Annotated in this window: 21 protein-coding genes; all 21 read right to left on the bottom strand. The window is 60.4% G+C overall.

Annotation, left to right across the window (positions count from 1 at the left end):
* Nucleotides 1–11: 11 nt before the first annotated feature.
* The gene (locus BMS17_RS12540; RefSeq protein ID WP_046030709.1) at nt 12–1,013 is read right to left on the bottom strand and encodes a serine/threonine-protein kinase; all 1,002 of its coding nucleotides are present in this window, start codon (nt 1,011–1,013) and stop codon (nt 12–14) included.
* A complete protein-coding gene (locus tag BMS17_RS12535) occupies nt 1,010–1,738 on the bottom strand; it encodes a PP2C family serine/threonine-protein phosphatase (RefSeq protein ID WP_046030711.1) in 729 nt (242 codons plus the stop codon). The genes BMS17_RS12540 and BMS17_RS12535 overlap by 4 nt, the downstream gene beginning before the upstream one ends.
* Nucleotides 1,738–5,262: a type VI secretion system membrane subunit TssM gene (tssM, locus tag BMS17_RS12530; protein WP_077431023.1), complete on the bottom strand. Its 3,525-nt coding sequence runs from the start codon at nt 5,260–5,262 to the stop codon at nt 1,738–1,740. Before tssM ends, BMS17_RS12535 begins: the two co-directional genes overlap by 1 nt.
* A gap of 13 nt (nt 5,263–5,275) precedes the next feature.
* Nucleotides 5,276–6,151, bottom strand: a complete 876-nt coding sequence (gene icmH / locus BMS17_RS12525; protein ID WP_046030713.1) for a type IVB secretion system protein IcmH/DotU — start codon at nt 6,149–6,151, stop codon at nt 5,276–5,278.
* Nucleotides 6,152–6,156: 5 nt separating this feature from the next.
* Nucleotides 6,157–7,488: a type VI secretion system baseplate subunit TssK gene (gene tssK, locus BMS17_RS12520; protein ID WP_046030714.1), complete on the bottom strand. Its 1,332-nt coding sequence runs from the start codon at nt 7,486–7,488 to the stop codon at nt 6,157–6,159.
* Between the two features lie 2 nt (nt 7,489–7,490).
* Nucleotides 7,491–7,991: a type VI secretion system lipoprotein TssJ gene (gene tssJ, locus BMS17_RS12515; RefSeq protein WP_046030715.1), complete on the bottom strand. Its 501-nt coding sequence runs from the start codon at nt 7,989–7,991 to the stop codon at nt 7,491–7,493.
* Between the two features lie 5 nt (nt 7,992–7,996).
* Nucleotides 7,997–9,193: a type VI secretion system-associated FHA domain protein TagH gene (gene tagH / locus BMS17_RS12510; protein WP_077431022.1), complete on the bottom strand. Its 1,197-nt coding sequence runs from the start codon at nt 9,191–9,193 to the stop codon at nt 7,997–7,999.
* 17 nt (nt 9,194–9,210) lie between these two features.
* A complete protein-coding gene (locus tag BMS17_RS12505; RefSeq protein WP_018927443.1) occupies nt 9,211–9,351 on the bottom strand; it encodes a hypothetical protein in 141 nt (46 codons plus the stop codon).
* A 93-nt stretch (nt 9,352–9,444) separates the two neighbouring features.
* Complete coding sequence (locus BMS17_RS12500; RefSeq protein ID WP_077431021.1) at nt 9,445–10,962, bottom strand: sigma-54-dependent Fis family transcriptional regulator; 1,518 nt, start codon at nt 10,960–10,962, stop codon at nt 9,445–9,447.
* A gap of 10 nt (nt 10,963–10,972) precedes the next feature.
* The gene (gene tssH, locus BMS17_RS12495; RefSeq protein ID WP_077431020.1) at nt 10,973–13,621 is read right to left on the bottom strand and encodes a type VI secretion system ATPase TssH; all 2,649 of its coding nucleotides are present in this window, start codon (nt 13,619–13,621) and stop codon (nt 10,973–10,975) included.
* A gap of 13 nt (nt 13,622–13,634) precedes the next feature.
* Nucleotides 13,635–14,642 (bottom strand): type VI secretion system baseplate subunit TssG, encoded by a 1,008-nt coding sequence (tssG, locus tag BMS17_RS12490; protein ID WP_046030724.1) that lies wholly within the window; start codon nt 14,640–14,642, stop codon nt 13,635–13,637.
* Nucleotides 14,606–16,393, bottom strand: a complete 1,788-nt coding sequence (tssF, locus tag BMS17_RS12485; protein WP_077431019.1) for a type VI secretion system baseplate subunit TssF — start codon at nt 16,391–16,393, stop codon at nt 14,606–14,608. The genes tssG and tssF overlap by 37 nt, the downstream gene beginning before the upstream one ends.
* Nucleotides 16,394–16,417: 24 nt before the next feature.
* Nucleotides 16,418–16,846, bottom strand: coding sequence for a hypothetical protein (locus BMS17_RS12480; protein ID WP_077431018.1), 429 nt, complete (start codon nt 16,844–16,846; stop codon nt 16,418–16,420).
* Nucleotides 16,839–17,261: a hypothetical protein gene (locus BMS17_RS12475; protein ID WP_077431017.1), complete on the bottom strand. Its 423-nt coding sequence runs from the start codon at nt 17,259–17,261 to the stop codon at nt 16,839–16,841. The genes BMS17_RS12480 and BMS17_RS12475 overlap by 8 nt, the downstream gene beginning before the upstream one ends.
* Nucleotides 17,258–17,479: a hypothetical protein gene (locus BMS17_RS12470; RefSeq protein ID WP_046030729.1), complete on the bottom strand. Its 222-nt coding sequence runs from the start codon at nt 17,477–17,479 to the stop codon at nt 17,258–17,260. The genes BMS17_RS12475 and BMS17_RS12470 overlap by 4 nt, the downstream gene beginning before the upstream one ends.
* Nucleotides 17,476–17,607 (bottom strand): hypothetical protein, encoded by a 132-nt coding sequence (locus BMS17_RS30660; RefSeq protein WP_256577173.1) that lies wholly within the window; start codon nt 17,605–17,607, stop codon nt 17,476–17,478. Before BMS17_RS30660 ends, BMS17_RS12470 begins: the two co-directional genes overlap by 4 nt.
* A gap of 2 nt (nt 17,608–17,609) precedes the next feature.
* Entirely contained in the window at nt 17,610–18,119 is a 510-nt protein-coding gene (locus tag BMS17_RS12465; RefSeq protein WP_256577172.1) for a hypothetical protein, read from the bottom strand.
* Nucleotides 18,103–18,504, bottom strand: coding sequence for a hypothetical protein (locus tag BMS17_RS12460; protein WP_046030730.1), 402 nt, complete (start codon nt 18,502–18,504; stop codon nt 18,103–18,105). Before BMS17_RS12460 ends, BMS17_RS12465 begins: the two co-directional genes overlap by 17 nt.
* Before the next feature lie 2 nt (nt 18,505–18,506).
* Nucleotides 18,507–19,478, bottom strand: a complete 972-nt coding sequence (locus BMS17_RS12455; RefSeq protein WP_046030731.1) for a DUF6402 family protein — start codon at nt 19,476–19,478, stop codon at nt 18,507–18,509.
* Between the two features lie 10 nt (nt 19,479–19,488).
* Nucleotides 19,489–20,013 carry a PAAR domain-containing protein gene (locus BMS17_RS12450; RefSeq protein WP_046030733.1) on the bottom strand — a complete coding sequence of 175 codons (525 nt, stop codon included), beginning with the start codon at nt 20,011–20,013 and terminating at the stop codon, nt 19,489–19,491.
* Between the two features lie 10 nt (nt 20,014–20,023).
* Nucleotides 20,024–20,431 (bottom strand): type VI secretion system baseplate subunit TssE, encoded by a 408-nt coding sequence (gene tssE, locus BMS17_RS12445; RefSeq protein ID WP_008150080.1) that lies wholly within the window; start codon nt 20,429–20,431, stop codon nt 20,024–20,026.
* Nucleotide 20,432 lies beyond the last annotated feature (1 nt).

Raw genomic sequence — 20,432 nt, 5'->3', positions numbered from 1 at the left:
GTGGTCATCCGTTACGCCCCAAATCGCAGGCGTTGCAGCAAAGACGAAGTGGCGCCCAGGGCGTCACGCAGTTGGGCGGCGGTGATGGTGCGCTTGGCCGCGTCGAAAGCCAGCGCCGTTCGCAGGGCTGGCCAGCAGTGTTTCGGTAGGTTGCGCGGCGGGTGCAGCTCGCGTTCGAGCTGGCCGTCGCGGGCCTCGGTCGAGGGCAAGCGGCGGAACGGGTGTTTGCCGCCGGCCAGTTCGTAGAGCACGCAGGCCACGCCGTACACATCGGCGCTGGCGGTCAGCGGTTGGCCTTCAAGCAGTTCCGGGGCGGCGTAGCCGGGGGTCCAGGCGTTGAAGCGGTCACGGCTCAGATGCGGCAGGCCGGGGAGAATGCCTTCCACGGCTCGGCCGAGGCCGAAGTCGAACAGGCGCACGCCTTCTTCGCTGAGCATCACGTTGCTCGGTTTCATGTCGCCGTGCAGCACGCCGCGCGAGTGGGCGTAGGCCAGCGCGTCGAGCAGCGGCAGCGCGATGTCTCGCAGTTCTTTCCACGGCAGGCCCAGGGGCCGCTCGCAGAGTAATTTGTCCAGGGTCAGCCCACGCATGAGTTCCATGGTGATGAAGGCACGCTGGCAGTCGGTGTCCACGTCAAAGCTGTGTAAACGCAGCACGTTGTCGTGGCGCAGGCGCCGGGTCAGGGCGAACTCGCTGTAGAGCAAGGCGCTGGCGTCCGGCGATTCGGCAAATTCTTCGCTGAGGATTTTCAGCGCAATGTAAGGGTCGGGATCGCCGAACTGTTCGCTCAGCAAATCCCGTGCGCGGTAAACCGCGCCCATGCCGCCGGCACCGAGCAGGCGCTCGATGCGGTAACGGCCCGCGAGTACGTCCGGCATTTCGCCAATGCTGGCCTTGGTCGGCGCCAGCGCGGGCTCAGCTTTATTCGGCTTGGCGAACGCGAAATAAGTCAGGTTGCTGACTTCTTCGTCGCTCACCAGCAGGTCGTCGAGCGGCGGCATGAGTTGGGTCATTGGCGGATCACCACGGCAGTCAGGTTGTCCCGCGCCGAGCCACGCAGGGCGCCGTCGAACAGACGCTCCAACGCAACGTGCGGCGCAGTCAGGCTCAGGGCATTGCCCAAGGCATCGCTGCTCAGCCCGTTGTACAAACCATCGCTGCACAACAGAAACGCATCGCCGGGATAAACCTCGAGTTCGAGCACGTCCAGGGTCAATTGCTCGGCCGCCCCGACCGCTCGGGTCAGGGCATGGGCGGCAGGATGAGCCTTGGCGTCTTCGATGCTCATGTTTTGCTCGTCGATGAGTTGCTGTTGCAACGAGTGGTCCTTGGACAGTTGATACAAACGCTGGCCACGCCACAGGTAGCAACGGCTGTCGCCGGCCCAGATGCAGGCCGCGCGATTGCCGTCCACCAGTAGCGCCACCACGGTGCTGCCCATGATGCTGTCGTGGCGCCCGGCAGTGACGGTCAACTCCTGACCCAAGCGGCGGTTCAACCAGTGCAGGCACTGGCGAATGCCTTTGAGGCGTTCGTCGAAATCGTCCTGCACCGGCAGTTCCGCCAGGCTGGCGACGATCAACTGGCTGGCGACATCGCCACCCTGATGACCGCCCATGCCGTCCGCGACCACCCACAGCCCCTGCTGTGGACAGTCCAGGAAAGCATCTTCGTTGCGCGCCCGCACCTTGCCGGCGTCGGTACGCGCAGCGCTGCGCCAGGGGCTGGCCACCAGCATCAGAGCTGCACCGGCATACGGAAGGTGCGCAGCACGCCCATGTCGAACGGGTTCGGCGTGCGCTGGCTGCTGAGCAGGTAATTGGCGCGCAGGCCGCCTACGTCAGCCTTCAACACCAGCACGTCACGACCGCTCAGGTACTCGGTCTGCATCAGGTCGAACAGACGGAACAGCGACCATGGGCCGGTGTTCTTTTCGATACCGATCGGGCGGCCGGCCATTTTGTCGAGGACCAGGCTGGTGCGACCGTCTTCAGCGTCGGTCGGCCATTTGAACGACACCGGCACGATCGGGCCGTGACGGTACTCGATGGTCTTGTCGCCAAACTTGAACTCGGAACGGCTGACGGCCGGGTCGAGGGTGTACGGCTCCAGTTTGAACTGCACTTGCGGCTCGGCCGGGTTGATCGAGAAGAAGCTCTGGCGTATCACTTGTGCCGCGGCCATCTGGTCGAGGTAGACCTTGGAGATCGGCAGGCTGTGACCGTCGATGACACGCAGACGGAAGTTGCCCGGATCACCGCTCACGAACGGACGCATGTAGGTGTCGAAGAAGCGGTCGTTGATGCCCTGGGCCTTGAAGAACTCGCGGAAGTCGCTGATCGCCACGTCGCTGGTGCTGTGGGCGCTGAACGGATAACGCTTGTTGATCGCCTTGCCATAGAAGCTGTACAGCTCGCTCTGATAACGCTGGTTCAGGTACTGGTAGGAATCGTTGAGCACCAGGCGCCAGGTGTCTTCGGCCAGCACGTTGAACCACACGCTGACCGGACGCGGCAAGCGGTTGGAGGCATTGCGCAGGGCGCTCAGCGCATCACGCTGGCCGCTCATGCGGGTCTTGGCCATTTCGAACGCGGCCTGCTCCGGGGAACTGGCACGCGCCAGGCTCGCCAGCTGCATTTGCAAGTCGTTGAGCGCCGTCAGGGCCGGGGTCAAATCAGCGGCCGGGCCGTTGTTGTCATCCAGCAAACGGTGCAGCGGTTCGAAGCGACGTTGCAGGGATTTCTTCGCGGTGTCCGGCAAGTTCTTCGCCATGTCCGCGGCCTTGTCCGCCGCAGCAGAGGCCAGTTTGCCGAGCTTGCCGCCCTTCTCCGCGAGTTTTTCGGCCGCAGCAGCAGCGTCATCGGCGCTCTCGGCGATCACTGGAAAACGGGTGTTCTCGCGCACTTCCACCAGCAGTTGCAGCACTGGCGAGTTGGCCGAGGTCAGGCCCGCCAGTTGCTCGGCGCCCTCACTGAAGTCGCTGATCGCAGGCAGTGCAACCTGGCCCACCGCTTCACTCCAGAAGTTGGCGTAGTCGCGGAAGTACAGTTGCTCCAGTTCGACCATCAGGCGGCGCAAGTCCATGCCGCTGATGCCCGAACCTTCGCCCAGCACCCAGTTGTCACGCAGGATGTCGGTGACCAGCGCAGAACCCTGGACCGAGAAATACTGCTGATAACCCTGTTGGGTGTAGAAGCCCGGGATCACGTAATCGGTGCCGACAAACAGCGAGCCCTGTGGGCCCAGGTGTTGGCTGAGACGGTACTCCGGCAGGTTGCGGGCCTGCTCGCGCAGCATCCGGTAAACCACGTTGGCCAGCGATTCGCTGCGCAGGACCTGACGGGCCTGAGCCACCAGCTGATCGTTCAACGGGTAGATAAACGGCTGCTGCAGCAAACGTTCGAAGTGCGTGTTAAGACCGTTCTGCACGGCGGTGTTGCCGGCATAACGCTGGGACCATTCGGTGGCGACCCAATCCTTGAGCCACGGACCGTCGCGACGGTCTTTCATGTTCAGCATCAGGTACGCGCGCAGGCTGTTGAGCAGACGCTCGCGGTCGCGCATGTTGGCGCGGATCTGCCCTTCCAGCAGGGTCGCGACTTTCGGCAGCAGTTGCGCTTCGAGCTCACGCTCGTAGGCGCTCTTGACCACTGGGTTGACGTCTTCGCCTTGGTACAGACCGCCGCGCTCGTGGTAACCCACGTCACCTTTTTTCGGGAAGACCTGAGTCGCCGCGTAGGCCGTGTCGAGCGGCTTGAGCACCGCCATGGAATCATCGCGCGCGGTCAGGGCCGCGCGTTGTTGTGTCCAATTAGTGGCGAGGTTGCGCAGGTTTTCCAGGCGCTCGTAGTTGGCCGAGAAACCACCCGCCCACAGCATGCCGAACAACGCCAAGGCCGCCAGCGCGCCCACATACAGCGCACGTTGGCCCCAATGGATGCGGCTGCGTTCGCGCTTGTCCAGACCGGCCAGATCGGCCTCGGGGAAAATCACCCGGCTAAGCAAATGGTGAATGAACCGTGAACGGCCGCTGCGCAAGGTTGGCAGCACGCCCGCGTTCATGCCCAGATTGGCGCCGATACCGGCGGTGGTCTGGTCCATTTCCTGGGTCAGGTGCGGTGCGCTGGTCAGGTAGAAACCGCGCAACTGGCTGACACGCTGGTAGCGGTTGCCGGTGAACGCCATGTCGACGAACAGGCACAGGCGCTCGCCGATCTGCCCCAGCTGATGCGGGAAATCGAGGATGCGGCCACGGCGCTGGGTGTCGCGCTCCTGGTGCATGCGCATGATCACTTGGCTGTTCAAGCGACGCAGCAGCTCTTCGAACTCGGCGCGCAGGACGGCCACGTCGGTGCCGCTCTGCTCTTTACGGAAGCTGGTGCCGAGCACCTGATCGCTTTCTTCGCGGGTCAGTTGATCGAAGAACTCGTCGAAACCGAGCAGGCGATCAGCCTTGCTCAACACCAGGTAAATCGGCACATCGACGTGGAGTTTTTGATGCACGTCCTGCAAGCGCGCTCGCACCTGGCGGGCCAGGGTGTCGAGGTCTTGCTCGCTGCCGCCCAGCAGGGTTTCCACCGGAATGGTCACCAGCACGCCGTTCAACGGACGGTTACGGCGACGCTTGCGCAGCAGGTCGAGCAGAGTGCTCCAGGCGCTGCCGTCGACTTCGGCATCCGGCTGGGTCAGGTAACGCCCGGCGGTGTCGATCAGCACACCATGGTCGGCGAAGTACCAGTCGCAATGACGGGTGCCGAGGGTGTCGCGGGTCAGCTTGCGGTCGATCTTGTTGATCGGAAACTCAAGGCCCGAGAAGTCCAGCAGGCTGGTCTTGCCACTGCCCTGCGGGCCGATCAGTAGGTACCACGGCAAGTCACTGCGCCAGCGCTCGCTGCGACCGCGATACAGGCTCGACGTCTTGAGGGTTTTCAAGGCTTCCTTGAAACGCACCTTCAGCTCTTTCTGCTCTTCGTCGATCAGCTCTTCACGGCGGATACGGTCCTGGCCGTCTTCGGTTTCTTCGACGGCTTTTTTACGCACACCGGCGCGCCAGCTGACAAAGACCATGGTCAGGCCCCAGATCAGGAACAGCACGCTGATGGTCAGCAAGCGGGAGGTCGAACCTTCCCAGAACTTGTAGTCATCCACCGCCAGCAGCGGCCCGACGAACCACACCAGCAGCGCGACAAACAGCACCACCAGCAAGGTCCAGACCCAGGTCTTGCGCAAGAATGCGCCGACTTTCTTGAAAAACTTTTTCATCACACGTCCCTGTTTACGGCTGCGACTGCGGCTGGACCGCGGCCGGATCAAGCGGCTGATAAGGTTGCAGAACGGTGTCGCGTTGCTCGCCCAAGACCCAGGCGAAACCCGAATACATCACCACCAGGCAGACGAACGTGAACAGCACCACCATCCACGCAGGCACGATGCGCACCAGGCTGCGGCGCTGATCGTTCAGGCCTTCCCAGTGCGGCGACAGTTCGCGTGGCACGTCGCCGCGCAATTGTCGGATCTGCCGGTACAAGGCGTCGCGGATGCCTTCGAGTTCGAGCATGCCGCGCGTTTGTACGCGGTACTTGCCTTCGAAACCGAGGGACAGGCACAGGTACATCAATTCCAGCATCGGCAGGTGCTTGACCGGGTTTTTCGACAGGCGATCCAGCAGCTGGAAGAACTTCTCGCCACCGAAGGTTTCGTTGTGGAAGCTGCTGAGCAGGCTCATCTGCGACCACTCGCTTTCGTTGCCCCATGGCGTGGTCACGACGGCTTCGTCGACCACGGTGCACAGCACGTAACGCGCAGCCATTACCTGACTGCTTTCGGCGCCGTTGTGCAGTGCGCGCACTTCAAACAGCTTGAGCCCGGCGGTTAGCCGCTCGTTGAGCGCGTACAGGTCTTCGCGGGTGTCGCTGTGCTTGAGCCGCACCACTTCCGACAACAGCTCGGACGCAGCGGCCACCAGCGAATTGAGGCTGATGTTGAACGCTTCGGCCGGGCGCAGGCGCGCGGCGTAGATCATGCGTTCTTCCAGTTGTTCGAAGCGCGGTGGCGCGGCGAAGTCGGTCAGCGGACTTTGCGCCGGGCCGTGGCCCTGGCGGTCGAGCAAGACGGTTTTATCGTCCTGATGGTGTTCCATGTCCTTGATCATGTCTGTCAGTTCCTGATGGCCCAGAATTTCAGCTCAAGCTCGGCAAATTCGCCGGACACATGGAACGCGAAGCCGCCGGAGCGCTCCAGTTGTGCCAGGTCTTCGGAACTGAGTTCGAGGATGAAATAAGTTTTGTTGGAGTGGAACGCGATCTGCCGCGGGGCCACCGGCAACGGTTTGACCTTGATACCCGGCAGGGCCAGGTTGACCAGTTGGCGGATGCGCTCCACCGGGCCGACCTTGAGGTGCGCCGGCAAGCGGTGGCGCAGTTCTTCGGAGTCGCAGTTGGCACTGGCCGCCAGCACGAACGAGGCCGAGCCCAGCAACTTGTGGTCGTGCAACGGCGAAACGATGATCCCGTACTGACGCTCTTGCAGGATCAGTTCGATGGCGTGCTGTTCCAGCACCATCGACAGCACCTGACGGATCGCTTCCATCAGTTTGCGAAAGCTCGCGCCCTGATCGCTGTGCTGGTAACGGCTGTCCAGGCGCGGGCGTTTGCTCTCGCTGGAAAACGTCGCCAAATCGCCGAGCATGGTCAGCAGCGTGCGGTACAACTCTTCCGGATGCACCTGCTCAAGTCCCAGGTAGTGACGCAGCAGCAGTTCGGTGCGGTTGATCAGTTGCAGCATCATGAAGTCGCCGACTTCCGCGCCGCCGACCTTGCCGTTGGAGCGAATCCGGTCAGCGATGGTGTCGCCGCGGTGACCGAGCATGCTGATCACTTCCTTCAGGCACGACAGCAGGTAGCCGGACGAATGCGCCTGAATGTAGGTCGGCACGAAATCCGGATCGAGGCTGATCACACCGTCGGGCGTGGTGTCGAGCACGTCGCAGATTTTCAGCTTCACGTAGGCCTGATCGCTTTGCTGCTCGCCGAGCAACAGTTTGAAATCCGGGCGACCGCAGCGCACCTGGCTGGCGGAATCGTCGCCGGCGTTGGAATCGGCGACTTCGGCTTCGTACGCGGTGTAGCGCGCCAGCACGTCGGATTGCTCCGGGCGGCGCGACTCGATGTGGTTGCCGGTGACCAGCGGCAACGCCAGGTAGATCGGCGTGTTGCCGGTGTTCGGCGGCACGTCCAGCGCCAGCGGCTCGGTGTTGCCGCCGAGTTCAAACAGGCTGCCGTCCGGCAGAATCCCCGAGGCCTGGCTGATCACCAGTTTGCCCATGTTGAGGAACTGCAAGTCGATGTCCAGGTTGAGGAAGCCCCAGGTGTAACCGCCCAGCAATTGGGTGCGGGTTTTCATCTGGTGGTCGTAGTAGCGATCGTTGTGCTGGAAGTGCTGCGGACGCAGCAGCATGCCTTCCTGCCAAATGACTTTATGGGTATTCATGATCAGTCATCTACCTTGGCGAGCGCTTCGTGGCTGTTGCGGATACCGGCCGAGTCCAGCGTCAGGTCAGCGTCGGTGACTTCCACCGGGGTGATTTGCACGGTGTAGCGCCATTTGGATTCCGGCAGGTCGCGGTACGCGGCGAGTACGCCGACGTAGCGGCTGCCCTCCTCCACGCTGAGTTTCAGCTCGACGGTTTCGCCCGGACGCAGCTCGAGTTCTTCGCTGGCCACCAGGTCTGGGGCCAGGGATTCCTTGGCGCGTTCATACAAGCTGAAGAAGTCGGCGTTTTCGAAGGTCACCGGGTGCTTGAGCTCGAACAGACGCACAACAATCGGCGACGGACGCCCGTTGAGGTCCGGGTTCAACTGATCGCTGGCGGTCAGTTTCAGGTTGAGCTTGGTCACTTTCGAATACGGCGACAGCGACGAGCAACCGGCCAGTAGCACCAGGGCCACGACCGTTGTCAGCGTCTTGAAAAAAGCGGTCGAACAGCGAGACATGCGCATCATCCTTGGTGGTCGGTGTGTAGGGTGGAAATCAGGCGAATCTGCTCTTCGTAGGCCTGGGCAAAGTCGCGGGCCAGCAGGCGTTCGCTCCAGTCATCGTCCTGACGCAGGGCCTGGTGATAACGGCCGTAGGCTCTCCAGCGACTGCCGGACGTGGCCAGCAGCGGCTTGTTGTCGCGCTCGAAACGCAGGGTCAATTGCTGCGGCGAGAAGTGCTCCAGCGTGCCGCGAACGGCGGCGCGGCTGGCGGTCAGCAAAGCCACTTGATGGGCCTGCAAATCGCGGAACGCGCGGGAGATGGCTTGCTCGGCCGGCAATTGGCCCGGCTTGTTCGGCTGCAACAAAATGCCCAGTGCTTCACCGACATCGACGGCAAATTTCAGCGGGTTTTTCTGAGTGCCCTGCACGGTGGTCTGGGCCAGACGCAGTTCATTCTTCAGTTCGCTGCGGGTGCGCAGGCTCTGCTGCAAACCGCCAACGCTTTGCTTGAGCAAGCGTGCCGCGTTCAGCGCCAAGGCCTCACGGGCGTCGTGGTCGAGACCTTTGAGGTCCACGCCCAGCGCAGCACCGAAATGCTCCCAGAAGCCTTCGCTCTGACGCTCGACCGCTTTCGGCACCGGGGCCGGTGCGGGTTCTGCCGGGGCCTTGATCAGCTCCGGGACCAGCAGGCTTTCCATGTCGATGCGGGCGTAATCGGCACGCTGGCGGGTGTCTGAGAGGGTGGTGCTCGGGGAGATCAGTTCCTCGATTTCCGAGTACACACGCTCTTGCTGTTCGAGGGCATTCAGCGGATCGAGATCGAGGAAGGCATCGTCCGGAATAATGCTGCCCGCCGCACGCGGACGCCCGACTTCGCCGTCGAACGTCGCCGGGTCACGCACCAGCCGCGCACGAATCTCGAAGTCACCCAACACGTAGGTACTGCCGTGTTCGATGCGCACCGCTTCGCCTTTGCGCAGGCGTGCACCGCTTTCGCCGTCCTGGACACCGTTGCTGCTGGTGTCGGTGAGGAAAAACGTACCTTCGCGGTAGCTGATGTTCACGTGGTGATTGGACAGGTGCCGCTTGCGGTCCGGGATGATCCAGTCGCAATCCTCGCCACGACCAATCACGCCACCGGCCTGTTTGAAGGTCTTCTGGCATAAATCGGTGGGCACGAACTGCTTGGTGTTGAGCATTTCGAAAACCAGTTCCATGGTGATACTCCTTGCGGTCACTTGCCGCGATTGACCGCCTGCGGATCACCCAATGGGCGATAGGTGTTGTCGTTGTATTTGTAATTGCCGCTACAGCCGCCGAGGCCGCATAGAACGACGAAGGTCAGCAGGACGGCTTGCCAGTGACGAACAGGCATCAGAGGGTCTCCAGGGGTAGACAAAGCACAAAGCGCCGACCCGTTTGGGCGGCGCTGTTAAAAGCAAATGAGGGGGAATCGAAGGTCTTTTGCCTACCCATCGAAGTCACCCAAATTGATATTCAGGCGCCCGAGGCGGTAGAGCAGCGTGCGGCGTGGCAGGCCGAGTTCGCGGGCGGCGAGGGTCTGGTTGCCGTCGTTTTTGCGCAGGCAATCGAGCAGCAGACTGCGTTCGACCTGCTCCAGGCGTTCGCGCAGGTTCAGGCTGTTGTCCTCCGGGATGGCTTCCATGCGCAGGGAGAAATGCTCGGCCAGCAACTCGCCGCCCTCGCACAGCAACACCGCACGTTCGACCAGGCCTTTGAGTTCGCGCACGTTGCCGGGGAAGGCATAACCGGACAGGTGATCCAGCGCGGCATCGGACCAGCGCACCGCGTCGCGCTGCAAGAACGAGCAGGCCTTTTCAGCAAAGTGCCGGGCCAGGTCGAGGATGTCGCCTTCACGCTGGCGCAGGGCCGGCAACTCGATCGGGAATTGCGCGAGGCGGTAGTACAAGTCCTCGCGGAATTTGCCTTCGCTCACCAGCACCGACAAATCCCGGTGCGTCGCGGCAATGATGCGCACGTCGATCTTGTGGGTGTCGTTGGAACCGAGCGGGCGGATCTCGCCTTCCTGCAACACGCGCAGCAACTTGGCTTGCAGCGACAACGGCATGTCGCCGATTTCATCGAGCAACAAAGTGCCGCCGTTGGCTGCGTCGAACAGCCCGGCGCGGTCGCGGTCAGCGCCGGTGAAGGCGCCTTTGCGGTAGCCGAACAGCTCGCTTTCCAACAGGTTCTCGGGGAACGCCGCGCAGTTCTGCACGATGAACGCCTGGGAACGGCGCGGGCCGCAATCGTGAATCGCCCGCGCGACCACTTCCTTGCCGGTGCCGGTCTCGCCGCGCAACAGCACGGTGTAAGGGCTGTGCAGGACTTTGCTGATCAGCGAATAGGTCTGGCGCATGGCCGAACTCTTGCCGATCAAGCCGTAACCGCTGGCGCTCGGCACACTGACTGGCGCTGGTTTTGAGTCACCCGCTGGACGACGCAAGCGTTGCAGCAAATGCAACTGACCGAGCACGAAAGAGCCCAACTGCCCGAGCGAATCGGCGAACCCTTGCAGGTCGATGTGCTGGCGACTGGCGCACAGCAGCAAGCCTTCAACCGCTTTCTGTTGATTGACCAGTGGCACGCACAACAGCGACTGCCAAGGCGTGGCCTGCGGCGGCAGGAAACTGGTTTCGTGCAGGCTGCCACTCAACTCGCCGAGGCTCACCACGCGGTTCTGGCACAAGGCAAATTGCAGCAGTTGTTCACCGTTGTAATCCGCCGGCAGGCTCGCCGCTTCCCGGGGTTGCAGAATGCCGTTCAGGCACTCGGCGTTCATCCCCAGGCAGGTGTGGGTCGCGTCCAGCAAGTACAGCTGCGTCAGTTCGCAACCGCTGAGCTCGGCCACCCCACGCACGAAGTCACCCAGCAGCGCAGCACCGTCCGCCGCCCGCGACAGGCTGGCGAACTGCGCCAGCAAGGCTTCGGCATAGACCAGCGGTTGCGGCACTTGAGTGAACATCACACCCACCTCAGGCGAACTCGCAGATCACGCTGGCGTCACCGTCGAGCGTGGCATGCACACGCTTGAGGCTTTCACCGGTGGCCATCGCATCGAGCAAGCGGTCGGCCACCAGCGGCAGCACGTGCAGGTCGAGCAAATGGTCGATCAGGCGTGCGCCACTGTCGCTTTGCGTGCAGCGCTCGGCCAGGTGATCGACGAGGTTCTGGCAGTACGTGAAATCCAGCTGACGACGGTTCAGGCGTTCGCCCAGACGGCCGAGTTTGATTTCGATCAGCTCGCGCAGCACCGGGCCGCCGACCGGGTAGTAAGGCACTACACGCATGCGCGCCAACAGCGCTGGCTTGAAGTGTTTGCTGAGGACCGGGCGAATGGTTTCTTCAAGCACTTCGGCGGTCGGCCGCGCGCCATTTTCGCAGAGCTCGCTGATGCGGTCGCTGCCCAGGTTCGAGGTCATCAGGATCAGCGTGTTGCGGAAATCGATCTCGCGCCCTTCGCCGTCGTTGGCCACGCCTTTGTCGAAGATTTGATAGAACAGATTGAGCACGTCCGGGTCAGCCTTTTCGACTTCATCGAGCAAGACGACGGAGTACGGCTTCTGACGCACGGCTTCGGTGAGCATGCCGCCCTCGCCGTAACCGACGTAGCCCGGTGGCGCACCGATCAGGCGCGAGACGGTGTGCTTCTCCTGGAACTCGGACATGTTGATGGTGGTGATGAAACGATCACCGCCGTACAGCAAGTCGGCGAGGGCCAGCGCGGTTTCAGTCTTGCCAACGCCGCTCGGGCCAACCAGCAGGAACACGCCGACCGGCGCGTCCGGTTTGTTCAGGCCCGCCGCCGTGGCGCGCATCGAGCGGTCCAGTGCATGAACGGCTTGCTCCTGACCCCGGATGCGCGTGCGCAGGTCGGTGGCGAAACTGGCGACCTTGGCGTTGTGCTCACGGGCCAGTTGCGCCAGGGGCACACCGGTCCAGGCACTGATCACTTCGGCGACCAGACGCGGGCAGACTTCGAAGCTCACCAGTCGTTCTTTGACTTGCAGTTCGGTCAGGGCTTTGTGCGTGTCGTTGAGTGCGGATTCCAGAGACGCGACGCTTTGCGCCTCGTCGACCGGCAGCGTTTCGATCACGGTGCCTTCAGCGTCTTCTTCAACCGTGACGGTCGGCTCGACGGCAGCAGCTTCACGGGCCTTGGCCAGCTGCTGGCGCAGGTCCAGCAGGCGCTCGGCCAATTCTTTCTGTTCAGTCCACAGAGTTTCCAGCGCGATCATTTCGCTCTCGGCTTCATCGAGGCGATCTTCCAACGCGTCCAGCGCTTCGTGATCGATCAGCAAACCGGCTTCGGCGTCACGGCGCAGGGCCTGACGCTGACGGCCACCTTCAGCCAGTTCGCCACGCAGGCGTTCAAGGCTTTCCGGGGCGGCGGCGAGGCTGATGCGCACGCGGGCGCACGCGGTGTCGAGTACGTCGACGGCTTTGTCCGGCAGTTGGCGACCGGCGAGGTAACGGGCAGACAGTTCGGCAGCGGAGACGACGGCGTCATCGCGCAGGTAAATGCCGTGACTCTTCTCATACACCTGAGCCAGACCACGAAGGATGGTCACCGCTTCGCTGACGGTCGGTTCGTGCAGTTGCACCGGTTGGAAACGACGGGCCAGCGCCGGGTCTTTCTCGAAGTATTTTTTGTACTCCGCCCAAGTGGTCGCCGCGATGGTGCGCAGTTCGCCACGAGCCAGTGCGGGTTTGAGCAGGTTGGCCGCGTCGGAACCACCGGCATTGCCGCCTGCGCCGATCAGCGTGTGGGCTTCGTCGATGAACAGGATGATCGGTTTCGGCGAAGCTTTGACTTCGTCGATCACGCCCTTGAGGCGACGTTCGAATTCACCTTTGACGCTGGCGCCCGCCTGCAACAGGCCCATGTCCAGCGACAGCAATTCGACGCCTTTCAGGACTTGCGGCACTTCCCCGGCGGCGATGCGCGAGGCCAGACCTTCGACGATCGCGGTTTTACCCACACCGGCTTCACCGACCACAATCGGGTTGTTCTTGCGGCGACGGGCAAGGATGTCGACCATCTGCCGGATCGCGCCATCGCGGCACAGCACCGGGTCGAGTTTGCCGTCGCGGGCCTGTTGGGTCAGGTTGTGCGTGAAGCGCTGCAGCAGCGATTCGCCCGGCACGGCGGGTTTGCCGGTGGCCGGTTGTTCTTTCTGCGACAGGGCAAATTCTTTGAGGCGATCAATGTTCAACTTGGCCAGCAACGCCTGGTAGCGGCTGCCGGCGTAACGCATCGGGTTGCGCAGCAGGGCGAGAATCAGCGCGGCCTGTTCGACCTGGGTCTGGCCCAGTTCGAGGTTGGCCACCAGCAAGGCATCCTGCAGCCATTGCACCAGCTCTGGGGCAAACACCGGGTTGCGCGACGCGCTGTGCTCGACCCGCGATTGCAGGGCGGCGCTCAGTTCACCGGCATCCACTTCGGCATCTTGCAGCGCGCGTGCGAGCAAGCCTTGCGGGCGCTCCAGCAGGCCCAGCAGCAAGTCTTCGACGAGGATTTTGCTGCCGCCACGAGCGACGCAACGCTCGGCCGAACTTTCCAGATCACGACGGGTTTCGGCGTCCAGCGCCTGGATAAGTTGTTGCAGGTCTACGTTGATCATTGGTCATCTGTCCTTAATGAATTTTGCTGCCCAGGGTCACCACGCCGTCCGCTTTTTCGCGGCCCAGCCAACTGGTCCATCCCAGGCGACAGGCGTTCTGCTCACCGATGCGCAGTTCGGGGATTTCTTCCTGGCGCAACACCAGGCGAATGTCGTAGTCGAGCGGGTCACGCAGGGTGAACCGCACCAGCGCGCACAGAGGCTGGTAGCCGAAACCGATCGGCAGGAATTCATGGAATCGCTGCCAGTCGAGTTGGGTGATGTGGATACGGAATTTGCCGCTGCGGTCGCGCACGTGCTCGCCCAGCACCAGGTCTTCGCCCAGCAGGCTGTTGGCTCGGCCCAAACGATTGCGCTGCTCGTCGAGAATTTCCACGCGACGCTCGATGCACTGCTCGATGACCAGGTCTTCGTGCTTGAAGTAGTAACGCAACACCGCTTCGATCAGCGCCGCCGAGTGTGCCCGCAAGCTGAGCAAGCCGAGGTACGGCAGCAGGCGTTTCCAGTTCAGTTCCTGGGCCTTGCGGATCTCTTCGCCACCCAGGCCGATCAAGGCAAACAGCTGCGAGGAAAACGGGTCGAGCGCGCCGCTCTGGAAGCTCGCGCGGTAGCGATACTTGCGCCAGATCGGCAGCATCAGCCGTTGCAGGCGATGGTGAAACAGGTCGAGGAAATTGCGTGTCGGGTTGCCGTCTTCGCTGTCGCCCAAGGCCTGTTCGCCATAGAACGCCGGCAGCGGCGAACCGGAACCGACCAGGCCGATCAGGTTGAACCGCAGGCGCGCGCGCATCTGCCCGTGCTCTTCGAAAAACTCCACGCGATCGACGTCACTGCCAGGGAAACCCAGGCTCGGATTGGCCTGGAATTCCAGCTGGTCGTACAGATCGTCTTCGCTCAGGTACGGGTGCGCCGCGCGCAGCCGGTCGATCACCAGCAGCACGGCCTGAAACAGCGAGTACTCGCGTATTACCCGGGTCAGCCCGCTTAAAGCAGGGGCTGCAGGCCCATACGTGGTGTCCATTGGTACACCTCTCCCTGTGTGCTTTTTACCCGCAGCTCGTGGAACGAATTGAGACTGGCGTAAAGCGCGAAAAACTCGTTAAGAACAGAAGCGAACACGAACAGGTCGCCTTCGCCGATATAGCCTTCCGGGTCGATGGTCAGCTCGGTGCGCAACCCGCGCACCGGCAAGCCGCGATGCAAACGGTCGACGTGGTGATGCTTGATCGACTTGAGCCCGCCGAGCAGGCGTTTGCTGACCTTCTCCGCGTGTTGGTCGTAGTAGCGCGGCAGGTCGTAGGTTTCGAGAATCACCTTCAACGCATTGACGTCGGCCAGCGACAGATAGTTAAGCGACATGTTGCTGATCAGCTTCCACAGGAAGTCACGGTTCAGCGGCGGCGCGAAACTGGAAGTGGCCGGGGTGATGTTGCGGAAACTCAGGAACTCCGGCGTCTCTTCGCAGGCCACGCAAATGTCGCCGAGCTTGAGCTTGCGCGGCAGGTTCTGGTTGGTGCACGTCAGCTCGATCGACAGGGTTTCGTGGGCTTCGGTGTGGCGGATGCCGAAGCTCAGGTAAGTGTCGAGACCGTCGTGCAGCAGGGACGAACGCTGGCGAATGCTGTAATGCGGACGGCTGGTGGGCACGTCGAAACTCGGGTCGTGCTCGAAGGATTCGAACGGCACGTATTCCTGATAACCGAGGCCGCCGGGCTTCCAGCCGGTGACGGTTTCCACCGAAAACACGCCGCAGTTTTCCAGGTCGTATTCGGCGGGCAGCAGCAGGTATTCGTCCTGTTTTCCATCGAGGCGGATCGGCAGCGCATCGTGCTTGAACAGGTTGACGATCGGCGTGCAATAGAGCTTCACGTTGTCCAGCGTCGGACGCATGCGCATGATGCCGCTCTTGCGAATATCGAAGCGCAATTCCAGGCCGCGCATCTGCTTCAGCGTGTCTTCCGGCAGCGCCTTGAGCAGGTCCAGACCGTTGACGTCGACGAACAGGAACTTGTCCTGGAAGGCGAAATACTCTTGCAGGTAGCGATAGCCACGGAAGGTGTTCAGCGGATACGGAATCAATGCCTCTTCTTCGGCAAAGCCCACCGGCTGCACACGGTCGCCGGGCAGCTTGAACGCCATCGGTTTACCGCTGACACCGTTGATGGGTTTGCCTGCGCCATCCAGCGGGATCAGTTCGATGCCTTCGAGGTTGCGCAACAGGCTGAGGTACAGCATCTGGCTGATGTAACGCTCGCCAGCGAAGTGCAAACGCAGGCGACTTAGCTCTAATTCACCGAGGTGACCGTCAGCGCTCATCTCCAAACGCAGGCTCAACAGCGAACCGTCGCCTTTCACCGAATAGGTCAGCGCGGCCAGATCCAGCGCCTGGACTTCGGTCGGGTAGCACGTGCGGAAACGGCAGCGCACGTCTACGATGGGCACGCTTTCAATCGGCGTATCGCGCTCGACTTTCAACGCAGGCCCGGAGCGCTTGAGCGGGTCGAACTGCAAAATGCTGAACGCCGGCAGCGGGCGCATGTAGTTGGGCCACAGCAGCTGCATCAGCGAATGGCTGAGCTCTGGCAATTCGTCGTCGAGCTTCTGACGCAGGCGACCGGTCAGGAACGCAAAACCTTCCAGCAACCGCTCCACGTCCGGATCCCGCCCAGCCTGGCCGAGGAAAGGTGCCAACGCGGGACTACGCTCGGCGAAACGGCGGCCTAACTGGCGCAGTGCGGTGAGTTCGCTTTGGTAGTAGTGGTTAAAGGACACGGGGTACCTGCCTGGTATTGAATCTCATGAATAAAACGTCCAGTAGAGCGCTACCGTCAGACCCGCACAGACGTAGCCGGCGATCAGGAGGTACGGCACGATCAGGATCCAGCCGTAGGCCATGTAAGAGTCACTGAGCTGCCCGGCGACCAGACTGAACAAGCCATAAAGCATCCATGGCACGGCGTAGAACGGAATGAACTTCAACGGCGCCAACCAGACCATCCGCAGCGCTTGTTGCTCGCTACGGTTCTTGGCGGATCGAGAAGTCCACAGCGAAAACATCAACAGACCGGGGATGCCCCACCACAACAGGTACACCCAATGGGTCTCGGATGAATCGAACGTGGAGTACTCGCCAATCCACAGGCCATAGGAAAAAATCGCCAGCACCGCCAGCAATGGCCACCACAAGGCAACCATGAAGAAACTCAGTTGCGCTCGGCTAAGCATGGTCGGCCCCCGACGCGAGCTTCGAGGCTTTTGCGCCAACTACTTTGCGCTTGTACCAGCCATCCAGGCCGGTGCTGAGAAGGATCGCCGTCAAGGTGAATATTCCTTGGCCGATGCCATAGAGCAGCGCCCGTAGCGGATGATGCGGCAGCATCCACAGGAGAATTAGTCCTACCCAGATCGCCCACAGGATCAACTTCACACGTAGCACAGGAATCAGCGCCAGCACCGCGTTGAAGACAAGGAAAAACTCGTAGAGGAATTTGCTGGTAAGACGAATGTTCACGCCACGGGAGGTCAAGCCGCCGTAGGTCGAGATGTACCAGTCGGCCGCGAAGTTATTCAGAAACGTGTAACCCACACAGAAAACACTGTGGATCAACAGGCAGCAGACGATGCGGGCCAGCATGTTCATGCGGGACGCACCGAGGAGTAACAGCTGCCCACGATTTCGATGGCCACCAATGAAATCAGGACCATGAACGTCAGCGAGCGATGCAGCCATGACTGACGCAGTCGCTTGCTGATCGCCGTGACAATCAGCAGAAAACTCAAGATCGCGATGCCGCCGAACAGATTGCTGTCGGCGATGAACATCAGATACATGCGCATCTCGTCCGATACGTCGATCATGGGCAAAAGGCTCCATCCTTGAGGGTCCAGCTGCGCTGATAACCATCACGTTCACGTTTGACGGATTGCAGGGCGTAGAAATGGAGATGAGGCCCGACCTCTTTTTGCTGTTCTTTTTGCTCGTCCATGATTACCGGTCTCTCGCTTTTTCAGACGTCATCGCCGTGCTGGTGTGTAGATAAAGTTGTTCGCCGTCAAACCCTGTAATACCGGCAGCGCTCAGAGGAAAACCGTCTTTCGTGCTGTATCGAACCCAGCCTTGCGACCACATATCGCCATTCTCGTGACGAACCTGTACGTAGTAATTTGGTGCTTCGGCCTTGGAGACTTCGATAAATACCCCACCATCTTCGCCACCCACCCAAAGCGCATTGGGATGAGCAATCAAAGTCGGGGCGACGGACCGTTCCATACGCAACAGCACAGCAAACAAAACCAAAATCGCCAGCAGCCCAATGGAGCTCAGGAAAGCGATAAGCAAAGTAATGGACAGGCGCTTTTTATCCGTGCACTGGCACAACTCCCCCTCCCTAGTGAGCCTGGACATCAGGTCTCCAGAACCTTGTGTGGGGTGTTGCTGATAAATATGCTCAATACACTTCCCCTCCAATCCGACAGTTTGCTTATTCTTTTCCGTCATCTAACGGCGCGCACGCTGTAATACTCCACCCTTCGTACCCGGTTGAAGTTGGATAAATCGCATGACCATTAACCCATTGCGAGCGCTCATCTGTCGTGAATTCATTCTGCCAAAGCAGCCACTCAGACGACTTCAGCAACTCACCGTCAACGCTATACACTCGAAAAAACGCTTCACTAGTGAAAAGCTTTACAAATTTCCCAGCGACGCCAAAATTAGAATACTTCGGTATATACGAATTAATATAACAAGTTTTAGCTTCATTCCAAGTCGTGGAATAAACTTCCGCCGTAACGGCAGCCCCATGCTTAATGTATAGCCAAACGGAAACAGGCGCGCCTACTACAAGCAATATCAGCACCAACAAATACGACATTTTTTTCATAATCACTTAGACCCAGAGCGAGATAGGTACTCTTCAAAATCGATAGGACCAAGATGAATTATAAAAGACACGTCATACAACTTGACCGTCGTATAAATCATCATATCTCCACCCTTCCCGTTCACTTGCCGATATTTATTAAAGTGCCCATTCGTCACTTTGTGATATTCGACTCCGGCTTTTTCAATCAACGCAGGCTCGGCAAAATAGTCAATCGGACCGGGCCGGGTTACCCCTTCAGGCGCCCAATAGCCCAATAATTGATCGTCCCCGGCATTGAGAAAGTCGTAAGTATCCCGAACGTAAAGGCCAACCTGCTCTATTTCTATTGCCGGAAAGCCATGATCGTTTTGAATAGTGCGAAATTTAGTTGCCGCGACTTTTACGACGAAAGTCCCTAAAGCGCCATATACATCATCCAACGCATCCGTAGCCTTTTCCCAATCTTTAGCCCCGAACCTAATCAAATTAAACTGGGATATATCCTCCAACTCAATAGCTGTTTTATCACTGTAATCCAGGTATGCGCTTTTTAGCTTCTTTGACTTTGCATCCAGCAAGCCAAGTCGCTGGAGTCGCGTCATCAATACGATCAGCCCTTTAGAAAGCTCGTCGAGCGAACCTTTTACTCTACCGGCACTTCCGTTAAATTCTGATGTTGATGATAGCTCAGCAATATACTCATCAACTTTTGGCTTTACACGCTTCGACCCAGTAAACAACCACTCAAACGGTATATCAGTTATAAGCTTATCCGCACTCAAGGTACTCGCTGCTATGTCACCTTGCTTAACAGATTTTGGCAACTCATAGGGCTCACCAGCGAACCACTTCCGCATGACACGAGCGGCCACCGTCCAACCCAATTTATCCATAACTTTAGGAATTGAAGAAAGCTGAAAAACCTTAGCTTGAACGCTTTGACCTTCTTTATTCTGAGCTGGAGTCAGAGGAGCTTTGATCGGCGCGGGCATGGAATAAACCTCAGCAAATGGCAATAGAGTTTTGAGGTTCTAAAAGCAACGTAACCCCTTCAGCAATTGAGGAGCCAATTACCGAAGTTTTTCCTTCACTATCCGTGACACCTGTTATTTCTTTTCCTGAGTCCGTGCGGATTGTGTATCCGCGATCCGCTATCGGCGCGCCTGTCTCGGGATCAGTCACAACGAAGTGTTCGGTAAACGGCCACTGAATTTCCACCGGCAACGGAGGAACAAACGGCACCGCCGAATGCGAATTCCCGATAATCACTGTCCCGGACCCGGCCGTAACCTTGTTGCCATGAGTCCCAACGGAATCCACCGTGGCAGCCGGTTTGCCGTTAATCAAAACCGTCGTCGCCAACCCGCCCGACATCGCACCACCACACGCCGAGGCATCGCCTTGGCGGGCGGCCGCGAGGCCGTCGAAGAACACGTCGCCGGAGCCGGCGGCAATCGGGTTGGTGCCGTGGCCGGGGAGCGGGCAAGCGGTGGGGTCGGATACACGTGCTGCGGGTTTGCCGGACATACGAATCTCCTTAGTTGACCTTCACTTGACCGCTGCCATCCAGGCGCGCGGCGAAACTGACCTGACGCTTGAAACCATCAACTTCCAGCAGCCCTTCGATGCTGAAGGACAGGCGAAGCTGATCGTGGTCACGCGGCAGGGAAATGACACGCACATTGCTCAGGCGTGGCTCGTAGGCTTCGATGAAATTTTCGATGGCCAGACGGGCCTGACTCAGGGAGTCGTGCAGGCTCAGACGCATGTCATTGAGATCGGGTAGCCCGTAATCGGACAGCGTTTGCACGCTGCCCGCACGGGTGCTGAGCATCTTGGCCAGATGGGCAGCCACGGACGCCATGGCGGAAACCTCGCGGCTCCAGCCGACGCGTTTGTCCGCGTCGCCACCCAGGCGTTCGAAAAGGCTGCCGTATCCAGTCATG

This window comes from Pseudomonas sp. C9, from assembly GCF_002000165.1.
Classification (GTDB): domain Bacteria; phylum Pseudomonadota; class Gammaproteobacteria; order Pseudomonadales; family Pseudomonadaceae; genus Aquipseudomonas.
The sequence above is the reverse complement of the archived record's forward strand: the minus strand, read 5'-3'. Positions and strand labels throughout refer to the sequence as shown.

Excerpts from the sequence above, each read along its gene's own strand:
- BMS17_RS12540 (WP_046030709.1), bottom strand. The coding sequence starts at position 1,013 with ATGACCCAACTCATGCCGCCGCTCGACGACCTGCTGGTGAGCGACGAA.
- BMS17_RS12535 (WP_046030711.1), bottom strand. The coding sequence starts at position 1,738 with ATGCTGGTGGCCAGCCCCTGGCGCAGCGCTGCGCGTACCGACGCCGGC.
- tssM (WP_077431023.1), bottom strand. The coding sequence starts at position 5,262 with ATGAAAAAGTTTTTCAAGAAAGTCGGCGCATTCTTGCGCAAGACCTGG.
- icmH (WP_046030713.1), bottom strand. The coding sequence starts at position 6,151 with ATGATCAAGGACATGGAACACCATCAGGACGATAAAACCGTCTTGCTC.
- tssK (WP_046030714.1), bottom strand. The coding sequence starts at position 7,488 with ATGAATACCCATAAAGTCATTTGGCAGGAAGGCATGCTGCTGCGTCCG.
- tssJ (WP_046030715.1), bottom strand. The coding sequence starts at position 7,991 with ATGTCTCGCTGTTCGACCGCTTTTTTCAAGACGCTGACAACGGTCGTG.
- tagH (WP_077431022.1), bottom strand. The coding sequence starts at position 9,193 with ATGGAACTGGTTTTCGAAATGCTCAACACCAAGCAGTTCGTGCCCACC.
- BMS17_RS12505 (WP_018927443.1), bottom strand. The coding sequence starts at position 9,351 with ATGCCTGTTCGTCACTGGCAAGCCGTCCTGCTGACCTTCGTCGTTCTA.
- BMS17_RS12500 (WP_077431021.1), bottom strand. The coding sequence starts at position 10,962 with ATGTTCACTCAAGTGCCGCAACCGCTGGTCTATGCCGAAGCCTTGCTG.
- tssH (WP_077431020.1), bottom strand. The coding sequence starts at position 13,621 with ATGATCAACGTAGACCTGCAACAACTTATCCAGGCGCTGGACGCCGAA.
- tssG (WP_046030724.1), bottom strand. The coding sequence starts at position 14,642 with ATGGACACCACGTATGGGCCTGCAGCCCCTGCTTTAAGCGGGCTGACC.
- BMS17_RS12480 (WP_077431018.1), bottom strand. The coding sequence starts at position 16,846 with ATGCTTAGCCGAGCGCAACTGAGTTTCTTCATGGTTGCCTTGTGGTGG.
- BMS17_RS12475 (WP_077431017.1), bottom strand. The coding sequence starts at position 17,261 with ATGAACATGCTGGCCCGCATCGTCTGCTGCCTGTTGATCCACAGTGTT.
- BMS17_RS12470 (WP_046030729.1), bottom strand. The coding sequence starts at position 17,479 with ATGATCGACGTATCGGACGAGATGCGCATGTATCTGATGTTCATCGCC.
- BMS17_RS30660 (WP_256577173.1), bottom strand. The coding sequence starts at position 17,607 with ATGGACGAGCAAAAAGAACAGCAAAAAGAGGTCGGGCCTCATCTCCAT.
- BMS17_RS12465 (WP_256577172.1), bottom strand. The coding sequence starts at position 18,119 with ATGACGGAAAAGAATAAGCAAACTGTCGGATTGGAGGGGAAGTGTATT.
- BMS17_RS12460 (WP_046030730.1), bottom strand. The coding sequence starts at position 18,504 with ATGAAAAAAATGTCGTATTTGTTGGTGCTGATATTGCTTGTAGTAGGC.
- BMS17_RS12455 (WP_046030731.1), bottom strand. The coding sequence starts at position 19,478 with ATGCCCGCGCCGATCAAAGCTCCTCTGACTCCAGCTCAGAATAAAGAA.
- BMS17_RS12450 (WP_046030733.1), bottom strand. The coding sequence starts at position 20,013 with ATGTCCGGCAAACCCGCAGCACGTGTATCCGACCCCACCGCTTGCCCG.
- tssE (WP_008150080.1), bottom strand. The coding sequence starts at position 20,431 with ATGACTGGATACGGCAGCCTTTTCGAACGCCTGGGTGGCGACGCGGAC.